Consider the following 17,735-nt stretch of genomic DNA (forward strand, 5'->3'; position numbering starts at 1 on the left):
CACGCAAACACTTGGTTTTGCTGGGCACGGGGCGCGCCAACATGAGCGTGCTCAAGAAGCTGGTGGCGCAAGGCATTGGCGGCTTGGCCGTCACATTGGTAGCGCCTCAGCTGAACTATCTGGATGAAGCCATGTTGGCGGGTCATCTCCTGGGCGAGAAGGCGTTGGAAGACTTTGTGATTCCGTTGGAACATCTGCTGGATGGCAGCGGTATTGGTTATGTGCCTGATCTTGTGCAGGCGCTGGATCCGCAGGCGCAGTGTCTTCATTTGGCCAGTGGCGAGATCCTGCCTTACGACGCGCTGTCTTTGAATGCAGAGCCTGAGTTGGATCGTGCGCGGCTGGACAAGCTGATGCCCGGCGTGCGCGCCAATGCCATGTTCGCCTATCCGCGCTACGTCTTCCTGGAGCTATGGCCTCAATTATTGGCGCTGGCGCAAAAGCGTCCCTTGCAGATTGCGGTGATTGGGCACAACAAATTCAGCGTGGAACTGGCATTGGCCGCCGCTGAAATGCTGGCCGCGCCACACGGAAGCCGCGTTACGCTGCTCACCAATGGCGCGCCGGTGATGCAAGACGCGCCTCCAGCCTTGCGCAAATGCGCTTTGGCTCGGCTCAAGGCGCTGAACATCACGGTGTTGCACGAAGTGTGTGTTTCTTTTTCCGCCAAGAGCTTGCAACTGGAAAGCGGCGCGGCGCTGGTGTGCGACGCGCCTTTGCTTGCCTTGGAGTCCGATACGCCCGCATGGCTGCAAGACAGTGGCGTCAAGCTGCTGGAAGATGGACAAGTCGCTCTGAACCGGCGGCTGCAAAGCGAAAGCCACAGTCAGATCTTCGTGGTGCCGTACGACGCTCCCACTGAAGCTGGCCCTGCGCTAGAAGCCAATTTGCACGCCACGCTGTTTGGCGGATCACTGAAAAATGTGCCTTTCGCGCCCAAGATTCGCACAATGCAAAGCGGCGCGCGGCGCGCCATCGTCACACTGGGACCGTGGGCGCTGGAAGGCAATTGGGCCTGGCGCTGGAAAAACACCCGCGATCGCCAGCAACTGGCCGCCGTGGTGCAGCGTCCTGTTCTTTTCAGTGCGCCCCAGTCATGAAGACGGCTCCTGGCGCAGCCGGTCCAGCACGCCTTGCAGCGCGTGCGTCACAGTGGCAGCGCGCACGGCATGCCGGTCGCCGCTGAAGTGGCAGCGCTGCGCAAAGCCCGCATCCTTCACCTGCCAGCCCAGCCACACGGTGCCCACCGGCTTTTCAAGGCTGCCGCCGCCCGGTCCGGCGATGCCGGTCACCGCCACGCTCACTTGCGCATGTGAATGCGCCAGCGCTCCGGCAGCCATCGCGCGCGCCACGGGTTCACTGACAGCGCCGTGCCGGGCAATCAGGCTGGCAGGCACGCCCAGCAATTCGCTCTTGGCGGCATTGCTGTAGGTCACAAAGCCTCGCTCGAACCACTCACTGGAGCCGGCCATTTCCGTGCAAGCGCCTGCGATCAGGCCGCCCGTGCAGCTTTCCGCCGTGGCCAGCATCCAGCGGCGGGCGCGCAGCGCGTCAGCCAGCGCCATCAAGAGAGATTCCAGGAGCATGTTTACTATGAAAAAGATAGTTGCCTGCGCTGATTCCACTAGGACTTGCGGCGTTTTGGGCCTTGAATCGCAGCTGCTGGCAGACCCGGCAAGGGCCAACCCCGTTTTTCCGCTTCCGCCTGAACGGGCTGCCCAGCCCTTCGCCTGGCTGGCGATATCTATCTGGCGCGCCAGAGCCAAGATGAGCGCGGCGGCGCGCAAGCAGGCCGCATCTGCTACGTTCTTGCGGGTGCTGTAGATGCGAAGCCTGCCTTCAGTCGCTTTCCGGCACGAGTGAGCTGGGCGTGATGTCGGCAATGGTGCGTGCGCCGGTGAGCGTCATGGCCACGCGCATTTCTTTTTCCATCAGCGTCAGCAGGTTTTCCACGCCCGCTTCGCCTGCGGCGGCCAGGGCATAGATGTAGGCGCGGCCAATCATGGTGCAGTCGGCGCCCAGGGCCAGCATGCGCACCACATCCAGCCCGGTGCGGATGCCGCTATCGGCCAGGATTTTGATTTGGCCTTTGACGGCATCGGCAATGACGGGCAGGGCGCGGGCGGTGGAGAGCACGCCGTCCAGCTGGCGGCCGCCGTGGTTGGAGACGATGATGCCGTCTGCGCCAAAGCGCACGGCTTCGCGCGCGTCTTCGGGGTCCAGAATGCCTTTGACCACCATCGGCCCCGTCCAGAACTCCCGAATCCATTCCAGGTCTTTCCAGCAAATGGACGGGTCAAAGTTGGCGGTGAGGTAGCCGATGTAGTCTTCCAGCGCCACGGCGTGGCCCTTGTAGGTGGAGATGTTGCCCAGATCGTGCGGGCGGCCTTGCACGCCCACATCCCACGCCCACTGCGGGTGCAGCACGGCTTGCAGGTAGCGGCGCAAGGCGGCGTAGGGGCCGCTCATGCCCGAGTGCGCGTCGCGGTAGCGCGCGCCGGGCGTGGGCATGTCCACGGTGAAAACCAGCGTGGAGCAGCCAGCCGCCTTGGCGCGCTCCAGCACGTTTTTCATGAAGCCGCGATCCTTGAGCACGTAAAGCTGAAACCACATGGGCCGCCTGATGGCGGGCACCACTTCCTCAATCGGGCACACCGACACGCTGGACATGGTGAAGGGCACGCCCCTTTTCTCGGCCGCGCGGGCGGCCTGCACTTCGCCCCGGCGGGCATACATGCCCGTCAGCCCCACGGGCGACAGCGCCACGGGCATGGAAAGTTTTTCGCCGAACAGCTCGATGCCCAGCTCCAGGTTGGACATGTCTTTTTGCAGCACGCGCTGGCGCAAGGCCACGTGCGCCAAGTCGGCCACATTGCGCCCCAGCGTGTGCTCGGCATACGCGCCGCCGTCGATGTAGTGAAACAAAAAAGGCGGCAGGCGGCGGCGGGCCGCTTCGCGGTAGTCGGTGGTGGATGAAATGATCATGGTGTTTTTCCTCTTTCGGTTTCCGGCTTTCAAATTCAATTTCCCGGAAGGGTCCAGGTCAATACATGGGCTTGCAGCGTGGTGAGAACGCCGATCACCGCCGCGAACATCAGGCTGTGCCTGACGGTGAAGCGAAACAGATCCGACTCCCTGCCCGCCAGGCCCACGGCCGCCGTGGCAATGGCAATGGACTGCGGCGAAATCATCTTGCCCGTCACGCCGCCCGTGGTGTTGGCCGCCACGGTCAGCACTTCAGGCAGGCCCAGCTGCTGCGCGGTGGTGGCCTGCAAAGCGCCAAACAAGGCGTTGGCCGATGTGTCGGAGCCGGTCAGAAACACGCCCACCCAGCCCAGAAAGGGCGAGAAAAAGGAAAACGCCTTGCCCGTATGCGCCAGCGCCAGCGCCAGCGTGGCCGACAGGCCCGAATAGTTGGCCACGAAGGCAAAGGCCAGCACCATGCCGATGGAGTAAATGGGCAAGCGCAGCTCGCGCAAGGTTTCGCCCGCCGTCTGCCAGGCCGCCGCCGGCTTGAGTCGCAGGAAGAGGATGCTGATGACTGCCGCCAGCACGATGGCCGTGCCCACGGCGGAAAACCAGTTGAAGACATACACCGCGCCGTAAGCCGTGGGCGCGGCCGCCACGGGCGGCATCTTCTGCACCAGCTGATCCAGCATGGGCACGGGAATCTTGATGACCCAGCCTTGCAGCGCGCCGCCAGCGGCAAACAGCGCCTTGAACGGCGCCAGGCTCCAGAGGGTGACCATCACCGTCAGAAAAATGAAAGGCGACCACGCCTTGATGATGGCCCCCGTGGTCAGCGGCGCCTGCGCGGCGCTTGCGCCCTGCGCCTGCCCGCCGCCCGCCCCGTTTTCAAAGCGGAAGATATAAGCGGGCTGCCACTTTTTCAGAAACACCGTCAGCGCCACCAGCGACACGATGGACGAAGTGATATTGGGCAGCTCCGGCCCGATGAGCCAGGCCGTCAGAAACTGCGTCACGGCAAACGAGCTGCCCGCCACCAGAACGGCCGGCCAGGTCTGCCGCACGCCGCGCCAGCCGTCCATGATGAACATCACCCACAGCAGCACCGGAATGATGATGAGCGAAAGCTGCGTGCCCGCCACCCGGCCTATGGACAAAGCGCTCAGCCCCGACACCTCGGCCGCCACCGTGATGGGAATGCCCATCGCGCCAAACGCCACCGGCGCCGTATTCGCAATCAGGCACAGCCCCGCCGCATACACCGGCTGAAAGCCCAGCCCCACCAGCAGCGCCGCCGTAATGGCCACCGGCGCGCCAAAGCCCGCCGCCCCTTCCAGAAACGCGCCCAGGCAAAAGCCCACCAAAATGAGCTGAAGCCGCTGGTCTTGCGTGATGGAGAGGATGGAGGCGCGGATGATGTCGAACTGCCCCGTCTTGACCGACACCTTGTAGAGAAACACCGCGCCAAAAATCACCCAGGCAATCGGCCACAGCCCGTAGAAAAAGCCATACACCGCCGCCGCCAGCGCCGAGGCCAGCGGCATTTGATAGAAAAACAGCGCCACGCCCAGCGCCAGCAGCACCACCGCCGTGCCGGCCACATAGCCTTTCATGCGCAAGCGGGTCAGCGCCAGAAAGAAAAAAATGATGGGAATGAGCGCGGCCAGGGCTGAAAGCCAGATATTGCCCGCCGCGTCGTAGTTCTGCTGCCAGGGTTGCATGGGCCAGATTCCTTGGGTAGAGCCTGAAAGAGACGCTTCCCGCAGGCTGAAAGCCAGCGCCCTGCATCAGAGCTGCCTGCGAGGCTGGCGGATTGTATCGACGGGTTTCAGCTCAGCCCCTGAACGCAAGCAGCTTGCAAACACACGCGCTGCCAGCGGCGCAACCAAGGCCACATTCATGCTCCCGTATCCATAGCATGATGTCCTAGTGGAATCTGCGCAAGACCGGTTTTAAAGCCCTTGAATCTGCTCCTGTTTTTTTGATGCAAACCGCTCGCTCCGATCTGCCCGGGGCAAGACGGAAAAGCCTCATTCCGGGGTTTGCGCAGGCAAGCGCTCTGCGGATTCGCCCGCGTCGGCGTTTTCCTCGCTCTTGGGCGCAATCAGGCGCGCCACCCACAGGCCCAGCTCGTAGAGCAGGCACATGGGCACGGCCAGGGCCAGCTGCGACACCACATCGGGCGGCGTGGCGATGGCGGCGATGATGAAAGACAGCACGATGAAATAGCGCCGGAAGCTGCGAATCTGCGCCACCGACACCACGCCCAGGCGCACCAGCACCACCACGACGATGGGCACCTCAAACGTCAGCCCGAAGGCCATGAACATGGTGAGCACAAAACTCAGATAGGCCTCGATGTCGGGCGCGGCCGTGATGCTGGCCGGCGCGAGCTTCTGAATGGTGGCGAACACCGTGCCAAACACCACGTAGTAGCAAAACGCCACGCCCGCAAAAAACAGCAGCGTGCTGGAAACCACCAGCGGCAGCACCAGCCGCTTTTCATGCGAATAAAGCCCCGGCGCGACAAAGGCCCACGCCTGATACAGCACCACGGGCAGCGCCGCCAGAAAAGCCGTCATCAGCAAAATTTTCAGCGGCACCATGAAGGGCGAAATGACAGAGGTGGCGATCATCGTCGCGCCCTGCGGCAAGTGCGCCACCAGCGGCGCGGCCAGCCAGTCATACAGCGCCTTGGCGCCGGGGAAAAAGCCCAGAACGATGGCCACCGCAATCACCGCCAGAGCCGACTTGACCAGCCGGCTGCGCAGCTCCATCAGGTGCGCCACGAAGGGCTGCTCGGTGCCCGCCAGCTCGTCTTCTGGCGCATCAGGATCGGGTTTGTTGGCCTGGTTCATGAAAGCGAAGGCGGCATCAGGGCCGCCTCTTGAATCGGTTTGGACTGTCTGCTCGTCCGGCTGAATCGCCCGGTGCGTCACCGCTTTTTCGGGCGGTAGCGCACCATGCGCGCCGCGCCCGATTGCACTTGCCGCCGCACGCCCGCGCGCGCCTTGAACCATTGCGGCGTGGCGCTGCGCCGGAGGCGCCATTTCTTGCCGGGGTGCCGGTACTGCGGCGGCGGCGGCTGCCAGGCGTCTTCTTCGTCGCTGCCGCCTGCGGCATGCGCGTCTGGCGCGTGGCCTGCCCCTTGCAGCGCGGCCTTCGTGCTGCGCCACTGGGCATCCATTTCGGCTTGCGCCTTGTGGATGGACTGCTCAACCTCACGGCCCGCCTGCTCGACGGACTCTTTCATCTTCTTGAGTTCTTCCAGGTCCATCGCGCGATTGACTTCGCTTTTCACGTCAGCCACATAGCGCTGCGCCCGCCCGAGCAGCGTGCCCACGGTGCGGGCCACGCGCGGCAGCTTTTCGGGGCCGATGACAACCAGCGCCACCGCACCGATGAGCGCCATTTTGGAAATGCCGAGGTCAAGCATGCTTGCAAATCAACAAGGCAACAGGGCCAAAGCGGCGGTCAGCTTTTTTCCTTGGCCTGCACGTCAATCGCGTCGGCGGACGCCTTGCTGGCGGCGTTGGTCACTTGCCCGGCGGCAGGCTGCTGCGCCTCGTCTGCCGAGGCTTCTTTCATGCCTTCCTTGAAGCCTTTGACGGCGCTGCCCAGATCGGTGCCAATGTTCTTGAGCTTTTTGGTGCCGAACACCATCACCACGATGAGCAGCACGATCAGCCAGTGCCAAATTGAAAAGGTACCCATAGCAAGTTTCTCCTTGAACTCAAGCGCCGGATTTTAGGTGGCCAGGTGGCAGCCAGGCTGCGGGCAGTCCGTGTGTCTCAAGATCTTTCCATCGCCTGACCGTGAGAGCGTGCCGGGCGTCAATCCGCCCACCAAGGCAGGCGTTTTGGATGACACCGCCCGCCCAGGCAAAAGCAGCAAAATCAGGAGCAAATATAAGAGGTTCAAAACACCAGTCAGCGCACGTTTTTCTAGGACCTTATGCTATGAATAAAAGAGCAAATATCCCGTTCATGACGGCTTGCTGTCTCGCTGCATTCGCGCAGCCTGCGCATTTTGCTCATTCGCTTTTTGGGCTTCATGGCCGGGAGCGCGCTTGCGCTCAGGACGCCGGCCGGACGGCCAGCCCGACCGCCAGGCCCGCAAACAGCGTCAGGCCCAGCCAGTGGTTGGCGCTGAAGGCGCGAAAGCATCCGCCGCGCTCGCGGGCGCGAATCAGCGTGTAGTGCCAGGCCACTTGCGCCAGGGCCGCCGCCAGCGTCAGCGCTGTCACGGCGGGCGGCGCCGCCAGCGCCAGCGCCGCGCCCCAGATGGCCAGGTAGAGCAAGTAGAAAACCATGATGGCCGCCACGTCCCGCTGCCCCAGGGTGATGGCGGAGGTCTTGATGCCTATCTTCAGGTCATCGTCGCGGTCCACCATGGCGTATTCGGTGTCATACGCCAGCACCCAGCACAGGTTGCCCGCCATCAGCGCCCAGGCCAGCGGCGGCACCTGCCCTTGCGTGGCGGCATAGGCCATGGGAATGCCAAAGCCGAAGGCCACGCCCAGCACGGCCTGCGGCATGGCCACGAAACGCTTGGCGTAGGGGTAGGCCAGCGTGATGGCCAGCGCGCCGAAAGACCATCTGACCACGGCGGCGTTCGTCGTCAGCGCCAGCGCGAACGCCGCCAGCGCCAGCGCCGCGCCCACGGCCAGCGCCTCGCGTGCGCGCATGCGCCCGCTGGTCACGGGGCGCTGCGCCGTGCGCTTGACGTGCCGGTCAAACTCGCGGTCGGCCACGTCATTGACGCAGCAGCCCGCGCTGCGCATGAGGATGGTGCCCAGCGTGAACACCGCCAGCAGGTGCCAGCCCGGAAAGCCTCCCGCCGCCAGCCACAGCGCCCCAAGCGTGGGCCACAGCAGCAGCAGCCAGCCCGCAGGCCGGTTCCAGCGGATCAAGTCCAGGTAAAGGGGTAGGCGGCGCAGCGCGGCAGGGGCGTTCATGGCAAGGGCGGGCGGGCAAGGGCGGGCAAAAGCATAGCGGCAAACGGCGGCGGCCAGGCAGGCCCGCCAGAGTCATGAAGCAATGGGCTTCATGATGCAGATTGAATTGGATATTCACCAATATCAGGCGGCGTGAATTTCATTTGCGGCGCCATTGCGCCGCCATGAGGAATTCGGCCTTGCTTTGGAAAATACCGCCCGGGCTGGCATTCTTTCTTCCGCCTGCTTGTTTTCCGCATGATCCGGCCGTTTCTTCCCGGCTGTCTTTTGCAGACGGACGCTCTCGGAAGCCCGGGGAAGATTTGCCGGATACGCTGAATGCGCCGCTTTGTTCAATGAACGCGCCGTCGATTATCTCCTTCATAAAACAAATGGAAATTCCGGCTGCCTTGACTGCGGTTTTCGAGGCGTTTTCGAGGAGATTTTGGCGGCGCGCGCCGCACCTGCGCGCAGATAAAATCCGCCGCTTTCTTTTGAAAAGGAGCGTTCCCATGTCTCACAAACGCTTGATGGCGCTGGCTGCCGTGGCGGCCCTGCTGGCTGGCTGCGGCGCCACGGCCCCGAAGGCCGCTTCTTCAACTGGCTCCGGGGCCGAGGCCCAGGCCAATTCCCCAGCCGTGGCCAAGGCAGACCTGGCGCCAGCCGCGCCGCTGGCGGGCAGCGGGCGCGACCCAAGCGACTGCCTGCCCTCGGCCGGGCAAACGTGGTCCAAGCTGCGCAAGGCCTGCGTGCAGGTGTTTGACGTGGCCGACATCCGCCTGACTGACCCTGACAACCCCGCGCTGGCCGTGTATGTGCTGTTTTCGCCCGACAAAAAAGTGGCCGAAATGTTTTCCGCCAGCTTTCCCGATGGCAGCGTGATGATGGCCGCCACGCGCGGCGGCAACAGCTATTTCGCCAACATGGGCCGCGTGCTGCTGCTCAAGGACAGCCAGAGCAAGGAAGGCTGGCGCATCGCCAAATAAGCTGCCAGCCATGCTGCCTGCATGCCGGCCCGCCCGTTCTTCATGCCCGCCCGCCGCCGTGGCGGGCTTTCTTTTTTCGCCACCGCAACACCTTCACGCCATGTCCACACCCGCCTATGCCGAAAGCTCCATCCGCGTGCTCAAGGGGCTGGAGCCTGTCCGGCAGCGCCCCGGCATGTACACGCGCACCGACACGCCGCTGCACATCATTCAGGAAGTGATTGACAACGCCGCCGACGAGGCCCTGGCCGGCTTTTGCAAGCGCATCAAGCTCACGCTGCACGCCGACGGCTCGGTCAGCGTGGAAGACGACGGGCGCGGCATTCCTTTCGGCCTGCACCCGGAAGAAAACGCGCCCGTGGCCGAACTCGTGTTCACGCGCCTGCACGCGGGCGGCAAGTTCGACAAGGGCGCGGGCGGCGCTTACAGCTTTTCCGGCGGCCTGCACGGCGTGGGCGTGAGCGTGACCAACGCGCTGTCCATCCGGCTGGAGGCCACGATCTGGCGCGACGGACAAGTGGCGCACCTGGCTTTTGCGGGCGGCGACGTGGCCGAGCCGCTGACCGTGCGCCCCGCCCATGACGGCGGCGCAGCGGCGGGCGACCGCAAGCAAGGCACCACCGTGCGCGTGTGGCCCGACGCCCGCTACTTTGAAAGCGCCGCGCTGCCCCTGGCCGAACTCACGCACCTGCTGCGCAGCAAGGCGGTGCTGATGCCCGGCGTGAGCGTCACTTTCATCGACGAAAAACGCGGCACGCGGCAAAGCTGGCAATACAAGGGCGGCCTGCGCGACTACCTGATGCAAACGCTGCCCGCCGACGCCGTGATTCCCGTGTTTGAAGGCGCGGGCCACGCCGGCCGCGACGACGGCAGCTTTGCCGAAGGCGAAGGCGCCGAATGGGCCGTGGCCTTTACCGAAGAAGGCCAGCCCGTGCGCGAAAGCTATGTGAACCTGATCCCCACCCCCGCTGGCGGCACGCACGACAGCGGCCTGCGCGACGGGCTGTTTCACGCCGTCAAGAACTTCATCGAACTGCACGCGCTGCTGCCCAAAGGCGTCAAGCTCATGCCCGAAGACGTGTTCGCCCGCGCCAGCTACGTGCTCTCGGCCAAGGTGCTCGACCCGCAGTTTCAGGGGCAAATCAAGGAGCGCCTGAACAGCCGCGACGCGCTGCGCCTGGTGTCCGGCTATGTGCGCCCCGCGCTGGAGCTGTGGCTCAACGCCCATGTGGAACACGGCAAGCGCCTGGCCGAGCTGGCCATCCGCGCCGCGCAAACGCGCCAGCGCGCCAGCCAGAAAGTGGAAAAGCGCAAAGGCAGCGGCGTGGCCGTGCTGCCCGGCAAGCTCACCGACTGCGAAAGCCGCGACACCGCCCGCAACGAAATCTTTCTGGTCGAAGGCGACAGCGCCGGCGGCAGCGCCAAGATGGGCCGCGACAAGGAAACCCAGGCCATCCTGCCCTTGCGCGGCAAAGTGCTCAACACCTGGGAAGTGGAGCGCGATCTGCTGTTCAAAAACACCGAAATCCACGACATCGCCGTGGCGCTGGGCGTGGACCCGCACGGCGCGGGCGGCGCCCCCGACCTCTCGGGCCTGCGCTACGGCAAAGTCTGCATCCTCTCTGACGCCGACGTGGACGGCTCGCACATCCAGGTGCTGCTGCTCACCCTGTTTTTCAGGCACTTTCCCGCGCTCATCCACGCGGGCCATGTGTTCGTGGCCCGCCCGCCGCTTTTCCGCATCGACGCGCCCGCGCGTGGCAAAAAGCCCGCCGCCAAGCTCTACGCGCTGGATCAGGCCGAACTGGACGCCACCCTCGACAAGCTGCGCAAGGAAGGCGTGCCCGAAGGCAAATGGACCATCAGCCGCTTCAAGGGCCTGGGCGAAATGAACGCCGAACAGCTCTGGGAAACCACCCTCAACCCCGACACCCGGCGCCTGATGCCCGTGCGCCTCGGCCCCTTGGGCGAAGCCGCCACCGCCGAGCACATGAACCGCCTGATGGGCAAAGGCGAAGCCGCCGCCCGCCGCGAGCTGATGGAGCGCCACGGCGACGCGGTGGAAGTGGACGTTTGAGAACCCGCCCCGCAACAAACGCCAAGGCTGTGAACGCCAAGGCGGGCGCGGCGGCCCCGGGCGCAGGCGCTGAATGCGGCTGATGGATGCCCGGCCTGGCTCTCCCGGCCAGAAGGCATCAGAAACAGGAGCAAATACAGGGGCATGAAAACGCCATCCTGCGCAGTTTCCACTAGGACCTCTTGCTATTGATAGCGGAGCGAAATACTGCCCTGCGCCTTGGCGCTGGCGCTGGCGCGCCGCACAATCTGCCGCTTTTTTCTTACACGCAGCCCGCAAGGCGGGCAAACAGGCTCTGAAATGGAGTGCGCCATGAGCGCCAGGCAACTCTCACGCGAATGGCTTCAGGGGCCTTCGCAAGGCAATCCCAGGAAACGGCAACGCATGCGCCAGCCGCTGGCGCTTTCAGCGGCCGCACCGCCGCCGCGCAACCACGTGGCGATGGCGCTGGCCGCGCGCAGCGCCTCGAACGCGGCAGGCAAGCACATACGCCAAAGCGGCGCGCAGCGCCGCGCCGACAAAGTGGCGCTGCAAAAGCTGCTGCGGCGGCAAGAAGATGCGTGACATGCCAGCAGCAGGGCCGGGCCTGTCCGGGAACCCAGGCCCGCTCAAACCGCAGCTGCCCATCGCAGCCAGGCCCTTACTCGTCGCCCAGCAGCAGGGCATCCAGGCTTTCGCAAATGCAGTGCAGCGCCAGTTGCTGCGCATGCAGCACGCTGGCGGCGTGAGCATGGGCGATGGCGATATGGGTATCGGCAGCCAGCAGCAAGCTGCCCAGGGCATCGGCGGCTTCGCCCTCGCCCGTCATGGCGATCACGGGCATTTCACGCTCGTGCGCGGCCTGCACGGCCAGGGCGAGGCTGGCGTGATCAGAGCTGGCCGGGTGGGCGAAAACCATCAGCGCGTCGCCGGGCTGGCCCAGGGCATGCACCTGGGCAGCCAGCGCGCCGACGCCTTCGCTGCGCTGCGCCAGGGCGGCGAAAGTGGCGGCCTCGGCCCCCAGGGCCAGGGCAGGCAGGGCGGGCCGCTCGCGCGCAAGGCCGCCCATGAGCAAGGCGGCGGCGTACTGCGCCAAAGCGGCGGCGGCAGCGCTGCCGCAGGTGAGCACTTTGCCGCCGTTGGTCACGCATTCCAGCGCCGTTTGCGCGGCGGCGGCAATGGGCGCACTCAAGGAACCGGCCCATTGGACAAGCAGCGCGGCGCTGCCGGTGAAATACTGCTGGATGCGTTGTTCAGACATGGCGGAAAGCGGAGCAAAAAGCAAAAAAGCGAGTCTGCCTCAGAGCGCCGCGCAGGCATTCCAGGCCTGCAAGAGACCGCCCGATTCAGCTCTTGAATCCATAGCATGAGGTCCTAGTGGAATTTGCGCTGAACGGCATTTTTGCCGGTCAGATTTGCTCCTCTTTTTGAGTTGCCGGGCTTGCCCCCACGCTCATGGCGCGTGGAAAGCGGCCTGCAACCATTCGATGCGGCCGCCTTCGATGGCCACCACATCAAAGCGGCAAGGCGGCGGCGCGGCGTAGCGCCGCAGAAAGTGGCGCGCGGCCAGCGCCACGCGGCGCTGCTTGAGGGCGCCGACGCTGGCGGCCGCCCCGCCGTGGGCGCTGCCGCTGCGCTGGCGCACTTCAACGAAAACCAGCGTGCCGTCCGGCGTTTGCATGATCAGGTCAATTTCGCCGCCGCCGCGCCCGGGCGTCTCATAATTTCGCGCCACCAGCCGCAGACCGGCCGCCTGCAAGTGGGCCAGCGCCGCGTCTTCCGCCGCTGCACCGGCCTTGCGGGGGCTTGCGCCAGCGCGCGGCCGCGCCCAATGTTTTGTCCATTGCCGCACCCATTGCTGCATTTGCCGCTGCATCTTTTGCCATAGCGCCGCGCGCGCCTTTTCGCCTTTGCCTGCCATGACCGCTTTCACGCCTTCGCTTGCCGCCCGCGCCCTGCATGCCGCCTTGCCTGCCGCGCAGGCCGCCGCCGGGGCGCAGCATTATCCGAAAGGGGCGCTGTACATGGCGGCCACGCCCATCGGCAACCTGGCCGATATCAGCTTGCGCGCGCTGCACGTGCTGGCGCTGGCCGATGCCATTGCCTGCGAAGACACGCGCCACACCCGCCAGTTGCTGGGCGCTTACGGCGTGGAGCCGCGCGCGCTGCTGGCCGTGCACCAGCACAACGAGGCCGAAGGCGCGCAAGCCGTCATCGCCCGCCTGGCGCGCGGCGAGCGCGTGGCTTTTGTCAGCGACGCGGGCACGCCCGCCGTGAGCGACCCCGGCGCGCGCCTGGCCGCTGCCGTGCGCGCCGCAGGCCATGCCATCGTGCCCCTGCCGGGCGCCAGCAGCGTGACAGCGGCCTTGAGCGTTGCGGGCGCCGCTGGCGGCGCGCAAGGCGATGACCGGGGCTTTGTCTTCGCCGGTTTCATGCCGGGCAAGGCCGCCGCGCGGCGCGAAGCCATCGAGGCCCTGGCCGCCGAGCCGCGCGCCGTTGTGCTGCTGGAAGCGCCGCACCGCATACAGGCGCTGGCCGGCGACCTGGCCGCGCTGGGCGCGCGCGCCGTGACGGTGGCGCGCGAGCTGACCAAGCAGTTTGAGCAAATCGCCACCTTGCCCGCGCAAGAGCTGCCCGCCTGGCTGGCCGCTGACGCGCAGCGCCAGCGCGGCGAGTTCGCCCTCGTGCTGCACCCCGCGCCGTACGCCCGCGCGCCGCGCGCCATTGACGAAGAACGCCTGCTGTGCCTGCTGATGGACGAGCTGCCGCTGAAAACCGCCGCCCGCCTGGCCGCCGAGGCCACCGGCGGCAGCCGCAACGCGCTGTACGCGCGCGGGCTGGAAATCAGGCAGGCCAAAGAAAAAGCCGCATGGCGGTAAACCATGCGGCCTGAAGCGGTGGTGCCGACTGCCGGGATCGAACTGGCGACCTACGCGTTACGAGTGCGTTGCTCTACCAACTGAGCTAAGTCGGCGAAAGCGCGGATTATAGCCAGGGCAAATATCATGCGCGGCCCGCAGCGGCTGTTGCCTGCGCGCAAAGAAAGCCGGGGAATGAACGATGGTTTTGACGATTCCATTCATTTTGTAACCTCTTTCTGATACAAAGACCGGATGACCAAGGCGCAGAGCCTGGCCTTCACATCTTGGCCCCGCGCCTTTGAACCGAATCGCAGATTGATGAAACCGTCTTTTCCGCTGCCCTGCCTGCTTTGCCGCGTGGCGCTGCCTGCCCTGGCGCTGGCCTGGAGCGCGCAGGCGCGGGCTGATCTGTGGATGCACGTGGACGCGGCGGGGGCCATTTATTTTTCGGCGGAGCCGCTGGGCACGCCGGGGCAGTTTCTGGTCAAGGGCGCGAGCATGGAGCGGCTGGCGCAGATCAAGGATGCAACGACGCGGCTGAAGGAGATCAACCGCCATGCGCCGCTGCCGCAGGGCATGGCGCGGCTGGAGACATCGCCGCGCTACCACGCGGTGCAGCCGCACTTGCGCGATGCGGCGCGCAAGTACGCGCTGGACTACGGGCTGCTCAAGGCGGTGGCGGCGGCGGAGTCGAGCTTCAACCCCGGCGCGGTCTCGCACGCCGGGGCGGTGGGGCTGATGCAGCTGATGCCCGCCACGGCGCGCCAGTACGGCGTGCAGGCCGATGGGCTGGCGGATCCGCGCACCAACATCGAGGCGGGCGCGCGCCACCTCAATTACCTGCTGCAAAAGTTTGAAGGGCGGCCCGCCCTGGCCATTGCCGCCTACAACGCGGGCGAGGGCGCGGTGCGCCGCGCGGGCAACCGCGTGCCGGACTACCGCGAGACGCAAGGCTATGTGCAGAAGGTGATGCACCTGTATGGCGCCTTCCGCCCGCAGGCGCCGGGGCAGGTCAGTCCGGCGATTGCGGCGGCGGAGCTGGGCGCGCCTTCCTGGCTGCGCGTGGCGCTGCCAGCGGCCAGCGGCGCGGACGGGCCAGGCCCGGCCAGCAATTCAGACGCGGCAGACCGGGCGCAGGCTGACGCGCCTGCGTCGTAGCCCGCCGCCGGGCGCATCAGGGCATCAGGGCGCGCGGCTCGGCGCTTCATACTCGCGCCTTTTTGCCGCAGGCCGCCGCCGGGCTGCGGCGGCTGTTTTCCGGCTCCGGTTTCAGGCCCCCGATTGGCCTGAAGTCCCCGTGGAATGGGCGCGGGCAGCTATCAAAAAACGAGCGATTGCACAGCATGAGTGACGAAAACCTTTTCAGCGCGCAGACCGGCGCCGGCTGCGACGATGACGCCCCGGCGCTGGCGGCCTACGCGCAGCAGGCGTATCTGGAATACGCGCTGAGCGTGGTCAAGGGCCGCGCCTTGCCGGATGTGTGCGACGGGCAAAAGCCCGTGCAGCGCCGCATTCTCTACGCCATGGGCCGCATGGGGCTGGGCTTTGCGGGCGCCAACGCGGCCAGCGGGGCCAAGCCCGTGAAAAGCGCGCGCGTGGTGGGCGACGTGCTGGGCAAGTTCCACCCGCACGGCGACAGCGCCGCGTATGACGCGCTGGTGCGCATGGCGCAAGACTTTTCGCTGCGCTACCCGCTCATTGACGGGCAGGGCAACTTCGGCAGCCGCGATGGCGACGGCGCAGCCGCCATGCGCTACACCGAAGCGCGCCTGTCGCGCATCACGCAGCTGCTGCTGCAAGAAATAGACGAAGGCACGGTGGACTTCGCGCCCAACTACGACGGCAGCGCCGAAGAGCCGCGCCAGCTGCCCGCGCGCCTGCCCTTTGCGCTGCTCAATGGCGCCAGCGGCATTGCCGTGGGCCTGGCCTGCGAAATTCCCAGCCACAACCTGCGCGAAGTGGCCGATGCCTGCGTGGCGCTCATTGGCAACGAGGCCTTGAGCGACGAAGCGCTTTTTGCCCTCCTGCCCGGGCCTGACTACCCCGGCGGCGGGCAAATCATCAGCCCCGCCAGCGACATCGAAAACGCCTACCGCACCGGGCGCGGCAGCCTGAAAGTGCGCGCGCGCTGGAAGGTGGAAGAGCTGGCGCGCGGCCAGTGGCAGATGGTGGTGACCGAGCTGCCCCCCGGCGTTTCCACGCAGAAAGTGCTGGAAGAAATTGAAGAAATCACCAACCCCAAGGTGCGCGCGGGCAAAAAGGCCCTGACGCAAGAGCAAACGCAGCTCAAGGCCGCACTGCTGGCCGTGCTGGACGAAGTGCGCGACGAATCGGGCAAGCAGGCGCCCGTGCGCATCGTGCTCGCGCCCAAAAGCCGCGCCATCAGCCAGCAAGAGCTGGCGCAAACGCTGCTGGCGCACACCAGCCTGGAAACCTCGGCCCCCGTGAACCTGACGGTGGTGGGGCTGGACGGCAAGCCCGTGCAAAAGCCGCTGCGGCACATGCTCACCGAATGGATCGCCTTCCGCCAGGGCGCCATCACTCGCCGCAGCCAGCACCGGCTGCGCAAGGTGAGCGAGCGCATCCACATTCTGGAAGGGCGGCAAATCGTGCTGCTCAACATCGACGAAGTGATCGCCATCATCCGCGAAAGCGACGAACCGAAGGCCGCGCTCATCGCCCGCTTTGCCCTCACGCCGGCGCAAGCCGACGATATTCTGGACATCCGCCTGCGGCAACTGGCGCGGCTGGAAGCCATCCGCATCGAGCAGGAGCTGGCCCAGCTGCGCCAGCAGCAAGCCGCCTTGCAGGAAATTCTGGACAGCCCCGCCGCCTTGCGCCGCCTGATGGTCAGTGAAATCGAGGCCGACGCCCAAGAATTCGGCGACGCGCGCCGCACGCTCATTCACGCCGAGAAAAAAGCCGTGGCCGAGGTGAAAGTGGCTGATGAACCCGTCACCGTCATCATCAGCGCCCAAGGCTGGGCGCGCGCGCGGCAAGGGCACGGGCACGACGCGGCAGCCTTTGCCTTCAAGGCGGGCGACGGGCTGTATGCCGCCTTCGAGTGCCGCAGCGTCGATCACCTGCTCATCTTCGGCAGCGACGGGCGCGTTTACAGCGCCCCCGTCGCCAGCCTGCCCGGCGCGCGCGGCGACGGCCAGCCTGTCACCACGCTCATCGAGCTGCAAGCGGGCAGCCAGCCCGTGCACTACTTTGCCGGCCCGGCCAGCGCCACGCTGCTGCTTTGCGCCAGCAGCGGCCACGGCTTTCTGGCGCAGGTGGAGCACATGCTCTCGCGCCACAAAGGCGGCAAAAGCTTCATCACCCTGGCCGAAGGCGCCCGCATCTGCCGCCCGGCCCTCGTGCACACAGGCGAAGCGCCAGCAGGCGGGCAGGCATCAAGCGGGCAGACAACCGGCGCGGCGGACACGCACGTGGCCTGCGTCTCCACCGGCGGGCGGCTGCTCACCTTCGCGCTCGAAGAAATCAGGCTGATGGAAAAAGGCGGGCGCGGCCTGACCCTCATCGCCCTGGAAAAAGGCGACGCCCTGGCCGGCGCAGCCAGCTACGCGCGCGGCATCCGCGTCACCGGCACAGGGCGCGGCGGCAAGGCGCGCGAGGAAGTGCTGGAAATCCGCAGCCTGAACAATGCCCTGGCCGCTCGCGCGCGCAAGGGGCGCGACGGCCACTTCGGCTTCAAGCCGCAGCAGGTGCAAAGGGTGGCCTGAGCCGGGCGGCTCATGGCATCAGAAACAGGAGCAAATTCAAGGGGGCCAAAATGCCGCCTTGCACACTTTCTACTAGGACATATAGCTATGAATAAAGGAGCGAAATAATGCCTTCCATCCCGGTCTGCACGCAACTTTGCGCTGGCCGCAAAGGTGAGGGGCGGGTTCCGGGCGCGCTCCGGCGCTCTGGTGCATGCGCTC

General features: G+C 65.9%; 17 protein-coding genes and 1 tRNA gene (1 of these 18 only partly in view). 7 read left to right on the forward strand and 11 right to left on the reverse strand.

Features of this window, described 5'->3' with window-relative positions; genetic code table 11:
- Positions 1 to 1,100: the 3' portion of an NAD(P)/FAD-dependent oxidoreductase gene (locus tag C1720_RS04040; protein WP_102283319.1), read on the forward strand. It extends 16 nt beyond the left edge of the window; 1,100 of the gene's 1,116 nt are visible here — the last part of the coding sequence; its start codon lies beyond the left edge, outside the window; it ends in the stop codon at positions 1,098 to 1,100.
- Here the strand turns inward: C1720_RS04040 and C1720_RS04045 are convergent.
- The 8 genes from C1720_RS04045 to C1720_RS12800 form a co-directional block, all read right to left on the reverse strand.
- Positions 1,095 to 1,586 carry a CinA family protein gene (locus C1720_RS04045; protein WP_102283320.1) on the reverse strand — a complete coding sequence of 164 codons (492 nt, stop codon included), beginning with the start codon at positions 1,584 to 1,586 and terminating at the stop codon, positions 1,095 to 1,097. The genes C1720_RS04040 and C1720_RS04045 overlap by 6 nt on opposite strands.
- A gap of 253 nt (positions 1,587 to 1,839) precedes the next feature.
- Positions 1,840 to 2,985: an FMN-dependent L-lactate dehydrogenase LldD gene (gene lldD, locus C1720_RS04050; RefSeq protein ID WP_102283321.1), complete on the reverse strand. Its 1,146-nt coding sequence runs from the start codon at positions 2,983 to 2,985 to the stop codon at positions 1,840 to 1,842.
- A 35-nt stretch (positions 2,986 to 3,020) separates the two neighbouring features.
- The gene (gene lldP, locus C1720_RS04055) at positions 3,021 to 4,688 is read right to left on the reverse strand and encodes an L-lactate permease (protein WP_102283322.1); all 1,668 of its coding nucleotides are present in this window, start codon (positions 4,686 to 4,688) and stop codon (positions 3,021 to 3,023) included.
- A 309-nt stretch (positions 4,689 to 4,997) separates the two neighbouring features.
- Positions 4,998 to 5,825, reverse strand: a complete 828-nt coding sequence (tatC, locus tag C1720_RS04060) for a twin-arginine translocase subunit TatC (RefSeq protein WP_102283323.1) — start codon at positions 5,823 to 5,825, stop codon at positions 4,998 to 5,000.
- 77 nt (positions 5,826 to 5,902) lie between these two features.
- Positions 5,903 to 6,403: a Sec-independent protein translocase protein TatB gene (tatB, locus tag C1720_RS04065; protein WP_102283324.1), complete on the reverse strand. Its 501-nt coding sequence runs from the start codon at positions 6,401 to 6,403 to the stop codon at positions 5,903 to 5,905.
- A 38-nt stretch (positions 6,404 to 6,441) separates the two neighbouring features.
- Positions 6,442 to 6,681, reverse strand: a complete 240-nt coding sequence (gene tatA / locus C1720_RS04070) for a Sec-independent protein translocase subunit TatA (protein ID WP_050715476.1) — start codon at positions 6,679 to 6,681, stop codon at positions 6,442 to 6,444.
- Positions 6,682 to 7,042: 361 nt separating this feature from the next.
- On the reverse strand, positions 7,043 to 7,924 hold the full coding sequence (gene ubiA / locus C1720_RS04075; RefSeq protein WP_102283325.1) for a 4-hydroxybenzoate octaprenyltransferase: 882 nt from the start codon (positions 7,922 to 7,924) through the stop codon (positions 7,043 to 7,045).
- 139 nt (positions 7,925 to 8,063) lie between these two features.
- Complete coding sequence (locus C1720_RS12800; protein ID WP_146006857.1) at positions 8,064 to 8,417, reverse strand: hypothetical protein; 354 nt, start codon at positions 8,415 to 8,417, stop codon at positions 8,064 to 8,066.
- Here C1720_RS12800 and C1720_RS04080 point away from each other — a divergent pair.
- From C1720_RS04080 to C1720_RS04090, 3 genes are all read left to right on the forward strand, one after another.
- Positions 8,416 to 8,889 carry a hypothetical protein gene (locus C1720_RS04080; protein WP_146006858.1) on the forward strand — a complete coding sequence of 158 codons (474 nt, stop codon included), beginning with the start codon at positions 8,416 to 8,418 and terminating at the stop codon, positions 8,887 to 8,889. The two genes, C1720_RS12800 and C1720_RS04080, sit on opposite strands and share 2 nt — an antisense overlap.
- 100 nt (positions 8,890 to 8,989) lie before the next feature.
- Complete coding sequence (locus tag C1720_RS04085; protein WP_102283327.1) at positions 8,990 to 10,966, forward strand: DNA topoisomerase IV subunit B; 1,977 nt, start codon at positions 8,990 to 8,992, stop codon at positions 10,964 to 10,966.
- 312 nt (positions 10,967 to 11,278) lie between these two features.
- A complete protein-coding gene (locus tag C1720_RS04090) occupies positions 11,279 to 11,530 on the forward strand; it encodes a hypothetical protein (RefSeq protein WP_050716497.1) in 252 nt (83 codons plus the stop codon).
- Between the two features lie 76 nt (positions 11,531 to 11,606).
- Here C1720_RS04090 and C1720_RS04095 read toward each other — a convergent pair whose 3' ends face one another.
- Positions 11,607 to 12,206 carry an SIS domain-containing protein gene (locus C1720_RS04095; RefSeq protein ID WP_102283328.1) on the reverse strand — a complete coding sequence of 200 codons (600 nt, stop codon included), beginning with the start codon at positions 12,204 to 12,206 and terminating at the stop codon, positions 11,607 to 11,609.
- Between the two features lie 192 nt (positions 12,207 to 12,398).
- Positions 12,399 to 12,809, reverse strand: a complete 411-nt coding sequence (locus C1720_RS04100) for a YraN family protein (protein WP_102284489.1) — start codon at positions 12,807 to 12,809, stop codon at positions 12,399 to 12,401.
- 55 nt (positions 12,810 to 12,864) lie between these two features.
- Between C1720_RS04100 and rsmI the strand changes: the two genes are divergently transcribed.
- Positions 12,865 to 13,824, forward strand: coding sequence for a 16S rRNA (cytidine(1402)-2'-O)-methyltransferase (gene rsmI, locus C1720_RS04105; RefSeq protein WP_102283329.1), 960 nt, complete (start codon positions 12,865 to 12,867; stop codon positions 13,822 to 13,824).
- 19 nt (positions 13,825 to 13,843) lie between these two features.
- Here the strand turns inward: rsmI and C1720_RS04110 are convergent.
- A tRNA-Thr gene (locus C1720_RS04110) sits at positions 13,844 to 13,919 on the reverse strand.
- Between the two features lie 205 nt (positions 13,920 to 14,124).
- Here C1720_RS04110 and C1720_RS04115 point away from each other — a divergent pair.
- Positions 14,125 to 14,964, forward strand: a complete 840-nt coding sequence (locus tag C1720_RS04115; protein WP_233199798.1) for a lytic transglycosylase domain-containing protein — start codon at positions 14,125 to 14,127, stop codon at positions 14,962 to 14,964.
- Positions 14,965 to 15,149: 185 nt separating this feature from the next.
- The gene (parC, locus tag C1720_RS04120; protein WP_102283330.1) at positions 15,150 to 17,534 is read left to right on the forward strand and encodes a DNA topoisomerase IV subunit A; all 2,385 of its coding nucleotides are present in this window, start codon (positions 15,150 to 15,152) and stop codon (positions 17,532 to 17,534) included.
- Positions 17,535 to 17,735 lie beyond the last annotated feature (201 nt).

Origin of the sequence: Ottowia massiliensis (assembly GCF_900240305.1) — a bacterium.
Classification (GTDB): domain Bacteria; phylum Pseudomonadota; class Gammaproteobacteria; order Burkholderiales; family Burkholderiaceae_C; genus Ottowia; species Ottowia massiliensis.